The sequence below is a fragment of the Sphingobium sp. genome (assembly GCF_032153725.1).
In the GTDB taxonomy this organism is placed as follows: Bacteria; Pseudomonadota; Alphaproteobacteria; order Sphingomonadales; family Sphingomonadaceae; genus Sphingobium.
The window spans coordinates 21,651-37,281 of the sequence record NZ_JALDYQ010000054.1 but is presented as its reverse complement, the minus strand read 5'-3'; the positions used below and the strand labels follow the sequence as shown (position 1 = coordinate 37,281).

Below are 15,631 nucleotides of genomic sequence, written 5' to 3'. Positions count from 1 at the left end.
GTCGGATCATGGTGGGCGCGACAGGGATTGAACCTGTGACCCCACCCGTGTGAAGGGTGTGCTCTACCGCTGAGCTACGCGCCCCCTGTAAGGAGGAGGCGGCCATTGGCATCCGTCGCGCTGCCTGTCAAGCGCCTGCGGCTGCTATTTCCAAAAATGGACTTATTCGCCGCATCGGCGTTATAATCGATACGCTATCAAAAGGAGTGCATATCCCATGCGTCAAACCGTCGCCCTCGTTCTTGCAGGGCTGCTTCTTTCCTCGTTGGCCGCCTGCAACACCGTGAAGGGCGCGGGCCGGGACATCGAATCCGTTGGCCGCGCCGGAGAAAAAGCCATCAACTGATCGGCAAATATCGTCGGATCACTGGAGGATGCGGCTGCCAACGGCCGCATCTTTCTCCAGCCTCACGCCATCGCAATCGGGCTCACCACAATCGCAGGCGGCAATCGTATAACGCACGCCGCACATCACCAGCACATCCCGATCGAAGGAATAGTTGGATATTCCCGCACGCTCGACCTTTTCCTGTGCTCTGGCCTTGAGGGTCATGATTTTACCTCTCTGCAACATGCCTGAATGATTGTTGCTGCGTTGCACAATGTCAATCGAGTCAGATTGGTTCCTGAACGAATTGAAATAAATCTGTCCAGAAAATGACACGATCCGACGCTTCCGCTCGAGACGCTTGCGCGCCGTCATCATCGCTCCCATATGCCGGGCCATGAACGACCAACGCCCCAATGCCATGCCTGTCTGGCACGGCACCACCATCATGTCGGTACGCAAGAACGGTAAGGTGATCGTTGCCGGTGACGGCCAGGTTTCCATGGGCCAGACGGTGATGAAGCCCAATGCCCGTAAGGTCCGCCGCCTCCACGACGGTTCGGTCATCGGCGGCTTCGCCGGGGCGACGGCCGACGCCTTCACCCTGTTCGAGCGGCTTGAGGCGAAGCTGGAGCGCCATAACGGCCAGTTGATGCGCGCCGCGGTGGAACTTGCCAAGGACTGGCGGACGGACAAATATCTCCGCAACCTGGAAGCGATGATGATCGTCGCGGACAGGGAAGTGACGCTGATCCTGACCGGCAATGGCGACGTGCTGGAGCCGCTTGGCGGCGTCGCGGCGATCGGCTCGGGGGGCAATTTCGCCCTCGCCGCCGCCCGCGCGCTGGTGGAATATGAAGAAGATGCCGAAACCCTTGCCCGCAAGGCGATGGCCGTGGCCGCCGATATTTGCGTCTACACCAACGACCAGCTCGTCGTCGAAGAGCTGGAAAGCGCTACCTGATTCCAAACCCCTCCCGCTCGCGGAAGGGGTTGGGGTGGGGCCGCGAGCAAAGCGAGCTTCTCCCCCAACCTTAAAGAGCGTCGCTCAAGCGGCGTGCCCACCCCCGGCCCCTCCCGCCTGCGGGAGGGGAGTGAGAAGAAGATGAACGATAACCTCACCCCCAAAGCCATTGTTTCCGCGCTCGATGCGCATATCATCGGTCAGGCCGACGCCAAGCGCGCCGTTGCCGTGGCGCTGCGTAACCGCTGGCGCCGTCAGCGCCTCTCCGCCGACCTGCGGGACGAGGTGACGCCCAAGAACATCCTGATGATCGGCCCAACCGGCTGCGGCAAGACCGAGATCAGCCGCCGTCTCGCGAAGCTGGCCGACGCACCCTTCGTCAAGGTGGAAGCCACCAAATTCACGGAAGTCGGCTATGTCGGCCGTGACGTGGAGCAGATCGTCCGCGATCTGGTCGAGGAAGCCGTCCGCCTGGAACGGGACCGCCGCCGCGAAGCCGTGCGCGAAGCTGCCTCCGAAGCCGCCATGGCCCGCTTGCTCGACGCCCTCACCGGCAAGGAAGCGAGCGAGGCCACCCGTCTTTCCTTCCGCCAGCGGATCGAAGGCAGCCAGATGAACGATGTCGAAGTCGAGGTGGAAGTCGCCGACAGCCCCTCCATGCCGATGGAGATTCCCGGCATGGGCGGCCAGATCGGGATGATCAACCTCTCCGATATGATGTCCAAGGCCTTCGGTCAGCAACAGAAAAAGCGTCGCAAGCTGCGCGTCGCAGATGCCTGGGACAAGCTGGTCGAGGAAGAACAGGACAAGCGGCTTGATCAGGACGACGTCGCCCGCGTCGCTATCTCCAGCGCCGAGCAGAATGGCATCGTCTTCATTGACGAGATTGACAAGATCGCTGTGAGCGACGTGCGCGGCGGCTCCGTCAGCCGCGAGGGCGTGCAGCGTGATCTGCTGCCGTTGATCGAAGGCACGACGGTTTCGACCAAATACGGTCCGCTAAAGACCGATCACATCCTGTTCATCGCCTCTGGCGCCTTTCATGTCGCAAAGCCCAGTGACCTGTTGCCGGAGCTACAGGGCCGCCTGCCGATCCGCGTCGAGTTGAAAGCGCTGACCGAGGATGATTTCGTATCGATCCTCTCCGACACCAAGGCCAGCCTTGTTGCCCAATATCGCGCCCTGCTTGCCACGGAGGGTGTCACCATCGACCTGACGCCGGACGGGATTCGCGCAGTGGCGAAGATCGCGGCCGAGGTGAATGGCGAGATCGAGAATATCGGCGCCCGTCGCCTCCAGACGGTGATGGAAAAGCTGCTGGAGGATGTGAGCTTCGACGCGGAAGATCGCCAGGGCGAGACGCTGGTGGTGGATGCGGCCTATGTGGAGAAGCAGCTTGCCGTCGTGGCGCGCAACACGGACCTCAGCAAATATGTGCTGTAACTACTCCCCTCCCGCTCGCGGGAGGGGAGAATGATCAGTAAGAGCGCCCAACCAAGACCCGCTCCACCGCCTCGTCGCCGGTGAAGATGCACAGGCCGTCAGTCGCCTCCGCATCTGACGGTATGTTGCGCAGGGTCAGCTTCTCGCCCTTCAGCCACTCGATCACCTTGTCGAGTGCCGCACCGGTCGGCCTAGCCCATTGCACCAGCGCCCAACCCGGCTTCTTGCTCGCGCCGAAATAGGCCTTCAGCCCATCGAGCGACGTGACCGACTTGTCGATATTGCCCAGCAACCGCGCCTGCGCATCTGCGAACAACGCCTGCTGGATTTCCTCCAGCATCCCGGTCGCCGCGCCCAGAAAATCGTCCTTCGCGGCGATCCGGCTGTCGAGCTTGCCATCCTCGCGATAGAGCCGGTCACGGCGAATGACGGAGACATTACCGCCCGCCACATCGCGCCCGCCCACCTCGATCACGATCGGTGCGCCCTTCTTCACCCATCCCCAGCGCTTGTTCGCGGCCTTGGCCGGGCGACGATCCAACAGCGCACGCACCGGCTCACGGAACACATCCTGTTTGTTCAGTTCCGCCACCAGATCGCCGCAATAGTCGAGGATGGCCGCATCCTCGTCCGTATCGCGCAACATGGGCACCACAACCACCTGATAGGGCGCAACCCGCGGCGGCACGCGCAGCCCGTCATCATCGCCGTGCACCATGATCAGGCCGCCGATCATGCGCGTCGACACCCCCCAACTGGTCGTCTGCGCCAGTTCCTGCTGCCCTTCCGCATTCTGGAACTTGATGTTCTGCGCCTGAGAAAAAGTCGTACCGAGGAAGTGCGAGGTGCCTGCCTGCAACGCCTTCCCATCCTGCATCATCGCCTCAATGGAATAGGTCGCGACCGCGCCCGGGAAGCGCTCATTTTCCGGCTTCTCGCCCGCAATCACCGGCAACGCCACGCATTCCTCGGCAAAACTGCGATAGACTTCCAGCATCTTGAGCGTCTCTTCCATCGCCTCATCGACGGTGGCGTGCGCGGTGTGCCCTTCCTGCCAGAGGAACTCCGCCGTGCGCAGGAACATGCGGGTGCGCATTTCCCAGCGGACAACATTGGCCCATTGGTTGATCAGCACCGGCAGATCGCGCCAGCTCTGCACCCAGCGGGAGAAGGCCGCGCCAATCACGGTTTCCGACGTCGGACGAACCACCAGCGGCTCTTCCAGCTTGGCCTCGGGATCGGGCACCAGCCTGCCGTCCTTCTGGATCAGCCGATGATGGGTGACGACCGCCATTTCCTTGGCGAAGCCGTCGACATGCTCGGCTTCCTTCTCGAAATAGGAAAGCGGGATGAACAGCGGGAAATAACAGTTTTCGTGGCCGGTCGCCTTGATGCGATCATCCAGCAGCTTCTGCATCCGTTCCCAGATGCCATAGCCCCAGGGCCGAATGACCATGCAGCCGCGCACGCCGCTTTCCTCGGCCATGTCAGCTTCGGAAATGACGGCCTGATACCAGGCGGCGAAATCCTGTTCGCGGGTAACGGAAAGGGCATGCTTCACGGGATCGACCTTGTTTCGAGTGGATGGCGCGCCATAAGCCAAGCGCGCCGTTCCTGTCGACTCCCCCTTAGTGTTGAATTTGGGCGCGGCTCAACTCAGCTTGTCGATCTTGGCATTGAGCGCGGCCAGTTGTGCCTTGAGCTGGGCAATCTCGTCATCCTTGCTTTCGTCGGCAACTGGCGCGGGCGCAGACGCGGGCGTCGGCATGCCCGGCACTCCCGGCATCCCCGTGCCGAATGCGCTCGCTGCGGCCTCGAACATCTGCATGTTGCGCTTCGCGATCTCGGCGAGCGGGCCTCCTCCGAAAGCACCTTTCATCGCTTCCTGGAACTGCTGCTGGTTCTTGCGAAAGGCATCCATTGATGCTTCGAGATATTGCGGCACCATGGACTGCATGGAATCACCATACATGGCGATCAGTTGGCGCAGGAAGTTGACGGGCAGCATATTCTTGCCGCGCTGCTCCTCCTCCATGATGATCTGGGTCAGGACATTATGGGTGATGTCTTCCCCCGTCTTCGCATCCACGACGACGAACTCGCGCCCCTCGCGCGTCATCTGCGATAAAAGATCCAGCGTGATGTAGCTGGACGTTTCTGTGTTATAGAGCCGCCTGTTAGCGTACTTCTTGATAATGACCGGTTCGGATTCGTTCGCGGTCTTAGATTTGGCCATGGACACCTCTCCCACACCTGCACTTTCCGCATTAGCACAGGGGAATGCCGCGCCGCAACATGGGCCGCGGCCATTACCCCTTTTTCTCAATATTTTATGGCACGAAACGGAGGATGATCCCGAACTGCGAAAGCGCGCCTTTCAAGGTTTGCGTAGATATCAAGAGGCTAGCCGCCCTCCACCGTCCTGCATGCCGCCGGTCGCAGCCTCGGCAGGCAGCGCCAGACTGCTTCGCTATGGGACGGAAAAGGGCCGAAACCCGGTCGTCTTCATCCCCTCGCTGATCAATCCGCCGCAAGTGCTCGACCTGTCTGCCACCCGTTCCATGCTGCGCCACATGGGTGCAGCAGGACATGATGCGTATCTGGTCGACTGGGGCGCGCCCGCGGGGGACGATAGCGCGCTGGGACTGGACCGGCACGTGACCGAACGGCTGTTGCCAATGCTGGCAGCCCTGCCCCGGCCACCTATATTGGTGGGATATTGCCTAGGCGGAAATCTGGCGATCGGCGCTGCGGCATTGCAACCGGCAAAGGCGCTTGCGACCATTGCGGCGCCGTGGAATTTCGATGGCTTCCCTCCCACCGACCGGGAAGAGATCGGCGCGCTCTGGCGCAGTTCGAAACCCATGTGCCAACGTCTGGGCTATGTACCGATGGAGGTGATGCAATCCGGTTTCTGGGCGATGGACCCAAGCCGGACGATTCGCAAATATGCGGCCTTTGCCGACATGGCGGCCGGTTCCGATGACGAACATGCCTTTCTCGCCGTGGAAGACTGGGCCAATGCCGGCCCGCCGCTCAGCTATGCTGCGGGGCGTGATCTTTTCGAGCAATTCTATGCCGCAAATGCGAGCGGAAGGGGGGATTGGCATATCGGTGGGCAGGTGATCGATCCCCACCGCCTGACTTGTCCCACGCTTTCAATCCGTTCCGCCACTGACCGGATCGTTCCCGCCGCCGCATCGCCGGAAATGGCGGAGAGCAGGACGCTGAACCTGGGCCATGTCGGCATGATCGTAGGCAGCGGCGCGCGCGCATTGCTGTGGGAACCCTTGTCCCGATGGCTTTCCAGCCATGGCGGATGATGATATGTGCGACCGCGAAAACGATCACCCCCGGAATCGAGGATAAAGGCTTTGTCAGACATCGTCATCACCGCCGCCAAGCGTACTGCCGTCGGCAGCTTCATGGGCGCTTTCGGTTCGACCCCCGCGCATGAACTGGGCCGGACCGCTATTGTCGCCGCTCTCGCGCAGGCCGGCGTCGCGCCTGAAGAAGTGGATGAAGTGATCCTCGGCCAGGTTCTCACCGCTGCGCAGGGCCAGAACCCTGCCCGTCAGGCTGCCGTGAACGCGGGCATCCCGGTCGAACGGACCGCCATTGGCCTCAACCAGCTTTGCGGTTCGGGCCTGCGCGCCGTTGCTCTGGCGGCGCAGGCGATCAGGGCGGGCGACGCACGGATCATGGTCGCCGGCGGGCAGGAAAGCATGTCGCTGGCGCCGCATGCGCAATATCTGCGCGGCGGCGCGAAAATGGGGCCGATCTCCTTCGTCGACACGATGACGCATGATGGCCTGACAGACGCCTTCAACAATTATCATATGGGCGTCACCGCCGAAAATCTGGCCGAAAAATACCAGATCAGCCGCGAAGCGCAGGATCAGTTCGCCGTCGCCAGCCAGAACAAGGCCGAAGCTGCGCGCGCAGCCGGCCGCTTCAGGGACGAGATCGTTCCCGTGACGATCAAGGGTCGCAAGGGCGACACCATCGTCGATGCCGATGAATATATTCGTGCGGGCGCCACGCTGGAGGCAATGCAGAGCCTGCGTCCTGCCTTCAAGAAGGACGGCACTGTCACGGCAGGTAACGCCAGCGGCATCAATGACGGCGCCGCTGCTCTCGTCTTGATGAGCGCGGAGGAAGCGGCAAAGCGTAACGCGCCGGTTCTGGCGCGCATTGCCGGCTTTGCAACCTGCGGCGTCGATCCGGCGATCATGGGCATCGGCCCGGCTCCGGCAAGCCGCGCCGCGCTCGCCAAGGCGGGCTGGTCGCTGTCTGATCTGGACGTGATCGAAGCCAATGAAGCCTTTGCCGCACAGGCGCTGGCTGTCGGCCAGGAACTGGGTTGGGACCCGGAAAAGGTCAATGTGAATGGCGGCGCCATCGCCATAGGCCATCCGATCGGCGCTTCGGGCGCACGCGTCCTCACCACGCTGATTTATGAAATGCAGAAGCGCGACGCGAAGAAGGGCCTTGCCACTTTGTGCATCGGCGGCGGCATGGGCGTTGCCATGTGCCTGGAGCGTTGAGCGTTCGATAAATGAAGAATGGCCGCCGGTCCCATAGCGGGTCGGCGGCCTTTCCATGTCAGCCGGTCCTGCATTCCCGGCAAAGGCCATCATTGGCGTCGATCCACCGCCGGTTCAATCGACGCCGTTGCGGATCGGCGCCCGTTGCAAAGCGCCATTGCCGGGTGGTTTCCACGACGATTACCGGCACCCAGTTATTGCCAGATGCGATCGAAGCGCGCGCCGAGGCCCGTCAGCAACTCATATTGCGACAGACCCGAAACCGCTGCCGCCTCCACCAAATCATAGTCGACGGTCAGCCAGTCCCCTTCTGCCACATCGGGCAGCTGCGAAACGTTGACGGCGGTCAGGTCCATTGAAACCCGTCCAACAACCGGCAGATGCGCGCCTTCGACCGCCATGGAACCGCGCCCGGAAAATCCACGCAGATAACCGTCGGCATAGCCAAGGTTCAGCACCGCAATCTCCATGTCCGTCGTTGCGAGATGAGTCGCGTTATATCCGATGGTATCGCCTGCCGGAACGCGGCGGCGCTGTAGAATCTGGGCTTCGGGAAACACGACCTGCCGGATATGTCCCACCGCTTCCTTGCGCGGAATGCCACCATAAAGCGCGATGCCGGGCCGCGTCATGTCAAAGGCATAGGCTGGCCCCAAACAGATGCCCGCGCTGTTCGACAGGCTATAGCGCCGCGCCTTCACTTCGCCACGCAATGCCGTGAAACGCTCCAATTGGCTCTTGCTGAGCGGCGTATCCTCGTCGGCGGAAGCCAGATGGCTGAGCAGCGTGGCCAACTCCAGCCCCTCCACCTGAGCCGGAACATCGCCCCGCCAATCAAGCCCCAGCCGGTTCATGCCGGTGTCGATCATGACGTCGCACGCCCCTCCTCTCGCCGCTTTCCAGCGCGCGACCTGCCCTTCGGTGCACAGCACGGGCCGAGCCCTTGAGGCCAATGCTACCGCCATGTCCTCATCTCGCGCGCCGTGCAGGACCGAAAGCGATATGCCATCGTTGATCAGCGACTCCAACGGCGTGACCTCGGCCCAGTTGGACACAAAGAAATCCCGGCAACCCGCTCTGATCAACAGGCGCATCACCTCTGCACTGCCTAGGCCATAGCCATCGGCCTTGATCGCAGCGCCACAGGCGGCCGCGCCGCTTCGCGCGTTCAACCAGCGCCAGTTGGCGAGCAGCGCATCCTTATCCAGACGCAGGCGCAGCGGTGCGGAAAAATCAGTCATCGCATCGCGGATAGCGCCCTGCGACGCCACCGTCGAGGCATCAGGCATCCAGCTTTGCTCCGCGCGTTTCCGGCAGGGCGAGGATGCAGGTCACCAAAGCGACCGCCACGACGGCGATCGTGTACCAAAGCCCTGCATAGGGATCGCCTGTTCGCGCGACGATATATTGGCTGACCAGCGGCAGAAATCCGCCAAAATAGCCGGTTCCGATATGATAGGGGATCGACAGTGAGCTATAGCGTATCCGCGCCGGGAAATATTCCGACAACAGCGCCGCCACCGGGCCATAGGTGGCTCCCGACAAGGTCCAGAGCAACAGCAGCGCCAGGAACAGCAGCAAGGCGCGAGGCCAGTCGGGAGTCACGGGGGTCGAATCATATCCGCCTGCATGCAGCGCGGCGTCCAACCCCTTTGTGCTCAGGTCCGTGATCCTCTCGCGACCGATACTGACCGAAGATACGATTGCTTGCCGCTTTTCATAGGCAATGCCGCGTTTGGAAAAATGATCCAGCAGCTTGCCGCAAACGGTAGGCTGAACCTTGGCCAATGGATCGAAGCTGCAATCCGGGCCGCTCACCACCACCGGCGCGCGCGCCGCAGCCCGATGGAGCGCGGGATTCGCCACGCCTCCCATGAACTGATAAAGTGGCATGAGCAGCAGCAGCACCAACACATAACCGATCACGATGGGCTTTTTCCGGCCGATCCGGTCGGACAGCCAGCCAAAGAATATGAAAGCGGCGATCCCGGCAAAGGCGCTCCCCCCGACGAGCAATTGCGCCATGGCCGGCGCCACATGCAAGCCGCTTTGCAGGAAATAGAGCGCCTGGAACATGACGGTATAGGCGATGACGGTAAAGCCGGCGGCTATGCCGATCATTGCCACCAGCATTCGCCCTTTGTTGCCCGGATAGGTGAAGGCTTCCTTCAACGGGTTTCGGGATTGTTCGCCCGCTGCCTTCATGGCGGCAAAAACCGGACTTTCGCGCAGCATCAGTCGCATCCAGAGCGAAATCGCCAGCAGCGCCAACGAAAAGATGAAGGGCAGACGCCAACCCCAATCGTTCCACACCGCCTTGCCGACAATCCATTGCGTGCCGACGACCACGATCAGCGAGAGAATGAAGCCACCGATCACCCCCGCCTGGATGAAGCTGGTGAAAAATCCTCGCCGGCCCGGAGGCGCATGTTCCGCGACATAGATCGCCGCGCCGCCATATTCGCCGCCCAACGCCAGTCCCTGAGCAATCCGGAGCAGGATCAGGATGACGGGCGCCGCCGCGCCGATGCTTGCAGCGGACGGCGTCAGGCCAACCCCCGCCGTCGCGCCGCCCATCAGGACGATAGTGGCCAGAAAGGTATATTTGCGGCCCAGCCTGTCGCCGAGATAACCGAACAGGGCGGCGCCAAGCGGCCTGAAGCCAAAGCCGATGGCAAAGCCGGCAAGGGAATAGAGCAGTTCGACGGTCGGATTGTCGGTCGGAAAAAAAGTCCGGCCGATGATCGGTGCAAGAACGCCGTAAATGTAGAAATCATACCATTCGAATACCGTGCCGAGCGCCGAAGCGGTGATGACCAGCCGGTCCCGCTTCGCATTCATTACATAGTTCCGATCGACTGCTCCCTCGCTCATCCACCCCTGCCTGTCCGGTTGCCCCGGCTGATCTTTTAATGAAGAGCCAAACGGGGGCAAGAAGGACGGATAGGGTGGTTTCCCGCTTTCCCCTCCCCCCGACTCAACCGAAACCCGGTTATACGGATTATTCCAGTTCCAGAATGATCGCGTCGACCGGCAGGCTCTCGCCCTGCGCCGCCGACACGCTCTTCACCATGCCTGCCTTCTGCGCGCGCAGGATATTTTCCATCTTCATCGCCTCGATCACTGCGAGCGGCTGGCCGATCTCGACCTTGTCGCCTTCCTTGACATTCAACGCCACCAGCAGGCCCGGCATCGGGCAGATCAGATAACGCGACAGATCCGGCGGGATCTTTTCGATCATATGCCTGGCATGGACCGCGGCATGGGAGGGCAGGATGCGCAACCTGTGACTCGCGCCATGGGCCGTCAGGATGAAGCCCGAGCGCACCGGCGTGATCTTTACCGCCAGTTGTTCCTCGCCGAACTCGGCGTCGATCAGCCGGTCGCCGGGCGTATATTCAAGCGCCAGCTCAATCGCTTCGCCATCCACCGTCACATCATCGCCGTTGATCGAGACGTCATGTACCGCATCGCCAATCTTGACTTGCCAATCGGTCGGAGGGGCGAGGCGTTTGCCCAACTGCCCGTCAATGCGGCGAGCCCGATCCGCCTGCGCCATGGCGGCAAAGGCGCCAATGGCCGACAGCCTCTGGCGCAGCGTTTCCGAAGCCGGGGCGCCAGTGAAGCCCTCCGGATATTCCTCGGCAATGAAGCCAGTGGTGATGTTGCCCGAACGGAAACGCTCATGCTGCATCAATGCGGAGACGAAATCGACATTGTGGCCCGGCCCTTCGATCTCAAACTGATCGAGTGCTGCGATCTGCTTGTCGATGGCTTCCAGACGGGTCGGCGCCCAGGTGATCAGCTTGGCGATCATCGGGTCATAGAACATGCTGACCTCGCCGCCCTCGACCACGCCGTCATCGACGCGCACGCCGTCGCCGGTTTCGGGCGGATTGTAGCGGATCAGACGCCCTGTCGAGGGCAGAAAACCACGATAAGGATCTTCGGCATAGACGCGGTTCTCAATCGACCAGCCGTTGATCTTCACATCCTCTTGGCGGAAACTCAGTTCCTCGCCATTGGCGACGCGGATCATCTGCTCGACAAGGTCAAGGCCAGTGATCTCCTCTGTCACCGGATGCTCCACCTGCAGGCGGGTGTTCATCTCCAGGAAGTAGAAACCATCGCCGGTCTTGTCCGCGCCCGACACGATCAGTTCGACCGTACCCGCGCTGAAATAACCGACCGCGCGCGCCAGAGCGACGCACTGCTCGCCCATCTTCTTGCGCATTTCAGGGGATACGAAGGGCGACGGCGCCTCCTCGACCACCTTTTGGTGGCGGCGCTGGATCGAGCATTCGCGCTCGTTCAGATAGGCGATGTTGCCGTGCTGATCGCCCAATATCTGGATTTCGATATGGCGCGGGCTTTCGATGAATTTCTCGATGAACACGCGGTCATCGCCGAAGCTGTTGAGGCCTTCGCGCTTGGTCGCCTCAAAGCCCTCGCGGACATCCTGCTCGCTATAGGCAAGGCGCATGCCCTTGCCACCACCGCCGGCCGAAGCCTTCATCATCACCGGATAGCCGATCTCGTTGGAGATGCGGACGGCATGTTCGGTGTCCTCGATCACGCCAACATAGCCGGGGACGACGTTGACGCCCGCTGCCTTGGCCAACTTCTTGGACTCGATCTTGTCGCCCATGGCAGCGATGGCGTTGGCGGGCGGACCGACGAAAATGATCCCCGCTTCGTCCAGCGCCTTGCGGAAGCTCTCGCGCTCGGACAGAAAGCCATAGCCCGGATGCACTGCATCGGCACCTGTCGCCTTGCACGCCTCGATGATCTTGTCGGCCAGCAGATAGGACTGGGCAGCAGGCGGCGGGCCGAGATGCACCGCCTCATCCGCCATCAGCACATGGGGGCTGCGCGCGTCCGCATCCGAATAGACCGCGACGGTCTTGATGCCCATCTTCCGCGCCGTGCGGATGACGCGGCAGGCGATTTCGCCACGGTTCGCGATCAGGATCTTGGTGATTGCCATTATCTATCCTTGCCCCAGTCCTATGCCTTCTCGACCATTCGGCCGAGCTGATTGAAAATCGCCTTCCTCCGTCATGCCGGACTTGATCCGGCATGACGCTGCCCGTCTGAAAAAGCGGGGCCCCGGATCAGGTCCGGGGTGACGAGTTGGCGAGTGTGTCGGTCACTCGGCGGCCTCCAGATGCCCGTGCGGCTGCGTCATCATTGGCGTCAGCCCGAGCTTCCCAAGCAGCGCGCTATCCTTGTCGTCCCCAGCATTGGCCGCGGTGAGCAGCTTGTCGCCAGTGAAGATGCTGTTCGCCCCCGCCATGAAGCAGAGCGCCTGACAGGCTTCGCTCATGCTCTCGCGCCCCGCCGAGAGGCGCACCATCGATTGCGGCATGACGATTCGCGCCACGGCGACGGTCCGCACGAACTCCACCTCGTCGATCTTGGCGAGCGGCGTGTCCTTCAGCATATCGCCCAGCACGGTCCCGGCCACCGGCACCAGCGCGTTGATCGGCACGCTTTCGGGATGCGGCATGGTCGCCAGCGCATGGAGGAAACCGATGCGATCGCTCCGCGTCTCGCCCATGCCGACGATCCCGCCGCAGCAGACATTGATGCCCGCGTCACGAACATTCTCCAGCGTCTCGATCCGGTCCTCGAAGGTCCGGGTGGTGATGACATTGGCGTAATTTTCCGGCGAGGTGTCGATATTATGGTTGTAATAATCGAGGCCCGCATCGGCCAACTGCTTCGCCTGATCGGACGACAGCATGCCCAGCGTCATGCAGGTTTCCATGCCCATCTGGCGCACGCCCTTCACCATTTCGATGAGCTTGGGCATGTCCCGTTCCTTGGGATTGCGCCACGCCGCGCCCATGCAGAAACGGCCCGAACCATGATCCTTCGCCTGCGCCGCCGCCTGAAGCACGGCCTGCACGTCCATCAGCTTGGTGGCTTTGAGGCCGCTTTCCGCCTCGGTCGACTGGCTGCAATAACCGCAATCCTCCGGGCAGCCGCCGGTCTTGATCGACAGCAGGGTCGAAAGCTGCACTTCATTGCGCGGATGGTTCGCACGATGGATCGACTGCGCCTCAAACATCAGATCGTTGAAGGGCAGGTCGAACAGCGCAGCGATCTCGTCGCGGGTCCAATCAGTGCGGGCGGTCATGGTCATTATGCGGCTTCCTCTAGCCCCGCCGGGGGCATGTTGTGGCCGAGGAGGCGCAGCACATCGGCGGCGCATTCCACGACGTTGGAGCCCGGTCCATAAATCCCCTGAACGCCCGCGTCACGGAGATAGTCATAATCCTGCGGCGGAATAACCCCGCCAGCGATGACCTTGATGTCGTTGCGGCCCTTTTCCCGAAGCTGCCTGATGAGTTCGGGGATAAGCGTCTTGTGGCCTGCCGCCAGCGACGAAGCCCCGACCACATCGACGCCACTGTCGAGCGCCAGCACCACCGTTTCCTCCGGCGTCTGGAACAGCGGACCCGACACGATCTCGAAGCCCATGTCCCCGAAAGCGGACGCGATCACGTTGGCGCCCCGGTCATGGCCGTCCTGCCCCATCTTGGCGATAAGGATTTTCGGCTTGCGACCGAGGCGCCGCTCGACGGCCTGCACCCCGTCAAGAACCTGTTTCCAGCGGCTGTCCTGCGCATAAGGCTCGGCATAGACGCCCTTCACCGGCGTCGGCACCGTGCCGTAACGGTTGAAGCTATCCTCCATGGCGGAGGAGATTTCGCCCAGCGTGGCGCGGGCGCGCGCCGCTTCGACCGCATGGGCGAGAAGGTTGTTCTCGATCGACTGCGGACCGGCGGCGGCTGCACGCAGCGATTCCAGCGCAGCCTGACAAGCAGCCTCGTCACGCTCGGCCTTGACCCGGTTGATCCGCGCGATCTGCGCCTCGCGGACCTTGGTGTTGTCGACCTCCAACGTCTCCAGCAGGTCTTCGTTGGCGAGGCGATATTTGTTGACGCCGACGATGACGTCCTCGCCCCGATCGACGCGCGCCTGACGGGCGGCGGCAGCGGTTTCGATCATCGCCTTGGGCCAGCCTGCACCCACAGCCTTCGCCATGCCGCCCTCGGCCTCGACGCGGTCGATGATCTCCTGCGCCGCATCGACCAACTGCTGGGTCAGCGCCTCGATATAATAGCTGCCACCCAGCGGATCGACGACATTGCACATGCCCGTCTCTTCCTGGATGACGATCTGCGTGTTGCGCGCAATGCGAGCCGAGAAATCGGTCGGCAACGCGATCGCCTCGTCCAGCGCGTTGGTGTGCAGCGACTGAGTGCCGCCCAGCATCGCCGCCATCGCCTCGATGGTGGTACGCATGACATTGTTATAGGGGTCCTGCTCGGTCAGCGACACGCCCGAGGTCTGGCAATGGGTGCGCAGCATCTTGGAGCGCTCGTCCTGGGCGCCCAGCTTCGTCATGACGCGATGCCACAGCACGCGGGCAGCGCGCAACTTGGCGATCTCCATGAAGAAGTTCATGCCGATGGCGAAGAAGAAGCTCAGCCGCCCCGCGAACTTGTCGATATCGAGGCCGCTCGCCACGCCGTAGCGCACATATTCCGCGCCGTCCGCGATGGTGAAGGCCAGTTCCTGCACCTGCGTCGCGCCGGCTTCCTGCATATGATAGCCGGAGATGGAGATGCTGTTGAACTTGGGCATCTCCCGCGAGGTATAGCCGAAAATGTCGGAGATGATCCGCATCGAAGGCTCTGGCGGGTAGATATAGGTATTGCGGACCATGAACTCCTTGAGGATGTCGTTCTGGATGGTCCCGTCGAGCAGCTTGCGCTCGACCCCCTGCTCCTCGCCCGCGACGATGAAGAAGGCGAGGATCGGGATCACCGCGCCGTTCATGGTCATCGACACAGACATTTTGTCGAGCGGAATGCCGTCGAACAGGATCTTCATGTCTTCGATCGTGTCGATCGCCACGCCCGCCTTGCCGACGTCACCGACGACGCGGGGATGGTCGCTGTCATAGCCGCGATGGGTGGCAAGGTCGAAAGCGACGGAAAGCCCTTTCTGACCGGCAGCGAGATTGCGGCGATAGAAGGCGTTGGATTCCTCGGCAGTCGAGAAGCCCGCATATTGCCGAATGGTCCATGGCCGTCCTGCATACATGGACGCCCTCACGCCGCGCGTGAACGGCGCGAAGCCGGGGAGGCCGGGATCGACGGTCACGTCCTCTGCCGTGTAGAGCGGTTTCACCGTGATACCTTCGGGGGTATCCCAGTTCAGATCCTTCCCCTTCACCTCCTTGGCGGCGGCGGTGGCCCACTGATCCAGCGTCGGCTTCTCGGTCATCCCAGTCCCTACCCAAATCGTCACCCCGGACTTGATCCGGGAGTCCAG

At 62.1% G+C, this 15,631-nt stretch carries 13 protein-coding genes and 1 tRNA gene; 5 read left to right on the top strand and 9 right to left on the bottom strand.

What is annotated here, in order from left to right; translation table 11 throughout:
• Positions 1 to 9: 9 nt before the first annotated feature.
• Positions 10 to 84 (bottom strand) — tRNA-Val (locus RUH75_RS16605).
• A gap of 133 nt (positions 85 to 217) precedes the next feature.
• Here RUH75_RS16605 and RUH75_RS16600 point away from each other — a divergent pair.
• On the top strand, positions 218 to 346 hold the full coding sequence (locus tag RUH75_RS16600; RefSeq protein ID WP_066557794.1) for an entericidin A/B family lipoprotein: 129 nt from the start codon (positions 218 to 220) through the stop codon (positions 344 to 346).
• Between the two features lie 18 nt (positions 347 to 364).
• Here RUH75_RS16600 and RUH75_RS16595 read toward each other — a convergent pair whose 3' ends face one another.
• Complete coding sequence (locus RUH75_RS16595; RefSeq protein WP_313808040.1) at positions 365 to 553, bottom strand: hypothetical protein; 189 nt, start codon at positions 551 to 553, stop codon at positions 365 to 367.
• Between the two features lie 196 nt (positions 554 to 749).
• Between RUH75_RS16595 and hslV the strand changes: the two genes are divergently transcribed.
• Complete coding sequence (gene hslV / locus RUH75_RS16590) at positions 750 to 1,292, top strand: ATP-dependent protease subunit HslV (protein WP_409592384.1); 543 nt, start codon at positions 750 to 752, stop codon at positions 1,290 to 1,292.
• 141 nt (positions 1,293 to 1,433) lie between these two features.
• Entirely contained in the window at positions 1,434 to 2,735 is a 1,302-nt protein-coding gene (gene hslU / locus RUH75_RS16585) for an ATP-dependent protease ATPase subunit HslU (RefSeq protein WP_313808028.1), read from the top strand.
• 34 nt (positions 2,736 to 2,769) lie between these two features.
• Here the strand turns inward: hslU and proS are convergent, their stop codons facing one another.
• Positions 2,770 to 4,296, bottom strand: coding sequence for a proline--tRNA ligase (gene proS, locus RUH75_RS16580; protein ID WP_313808026.1), 1,527 nt, complete (start codon positions 4,294 to 4,296; stop codon positions 2,770 to 2,772).
• A gap of 90 nt (positions 4,297 to 4,386) precedes the next feature.
• Positions 4,387 to 4,971: a polyhydroxyalkanoate synthesis repressor PhaR gene (gene phaR / locus RUH75_RS16575; RefSeq protein WP_313808038.1), complete on the bottom strand. Its 585-nt coding sequence runs from the start codon at positions 4,969 to 4,971 to the stop codon at positions 4,387 to 4,389.
• Here phaR and RUH75_RS16570 point away from each other — a divergent pair.
• Together RUH75_RS16570 and RUH75_RS16565 are read left to right on the top strand one after the other, a co-directional pair.
• A complete protein-coding gene (locus tag RUH75_RS16570; protein WP_313808024.1) occupies positions 4,970 to 6,058 on the top strand; it encodes an alpha/beta hydrolase in 1,089 nt (362 codons plus the stop codon). The two genes, phaR and RUH75_RS16570, sit on opposite strands and share 2 nt — an antisense overlap.
• A 51-nt stretch (positions 6,059 to 6,109) precedes the next feature.
• On the top strand, positions 6,110 to 7,282 hold the full coding sequence (locus tag RUH75_RS16565) for an acetyl-CoA C-acetyltransferase (RefSeq protein ID WP_313808022.1): 1,173 nt from the start codon (positions 6,110 to 6,112) through the stop codon (positions 7,280 to 7,282).
• 194 nt (positions 7,283 to 7,476) lie between these two features.
• Here the strand turns inward: RUH75_RS16565 and alr are convergent, their stop codons facing one another.
• The 5 genes from alr to scpA all read right to left on the bottom strand — a co-directional run bounded on the left by alr (position 7,477) and on the right by scpA (position 15,583).
• On the bottom strand, positions 7,477 to 8,523 hold the full coding sequence (gene alr / locus RUH75_RS16560) for an alanine racemase (RefSeq protein ID WP_313808036.1): 1,047 nt from the start codon (positions 8,521 to 8,523) through the stop codon (positions 7,477 to 7,479).
• 40 nt (positions 8,524 to 8,563) lie between these two features.
• Positions 8,564 to 10,156: an MFS transporter gene (locus RUH75_RS16555; RefSeq protein WP_313808020.1), complete on the bottom strand. Its 1,593-nt coding sequence runs from the start codon at positions 10,154 to 10,156 to the stop codon at positions 8,564 to 8,566.
• A gap of 127 nt (positions 10,157 to 10,283) precedes the next feature.
• On the bottom strand, positions 10,284 to 12,269 hold the full coding sequence (locus RUH75_RS16550; protein ID WP_313808018.1) for an acetyl/propionyl/methylcrotonyl-CoA carboxylase subunit alpha: 1,986 nt from the start codon (positions 12,267 to 12,269) through the stop codon (positions 10,284 to 10,286).
• 162 nt (positions 12,270 to 12,431) lie between these two features.
• Positions 12,432 to 13,430 carry a biotin synthase BioB gene (bioB, locus tag RUH75_RS16545; protein ID WP_313808016.1) on the bottom strand — a complete coding sequence of 333 codons (999 nt, stop codon included), beginning with the start codon at positions 13,428 to 13,430 and terminating at the stop codon, positions 12,432 to 12,434.
• A complete protein-coding gene (gene scpA, locus RUH75_RS16540) occupies positions 13,430 to 15,583 on the bottom strand; it encodes a methylmalonyl-CoA mutase (RefSeq protein WP_313808014.1) in 2,154 nt (717 codons plus the stop codon). The genes bioB and scpA overlap by 1 nt, the downstream gene beginning before the upstream one ends.
• Positions 15,584 to 15,631 lie beyond the last annotated feature (48 nt).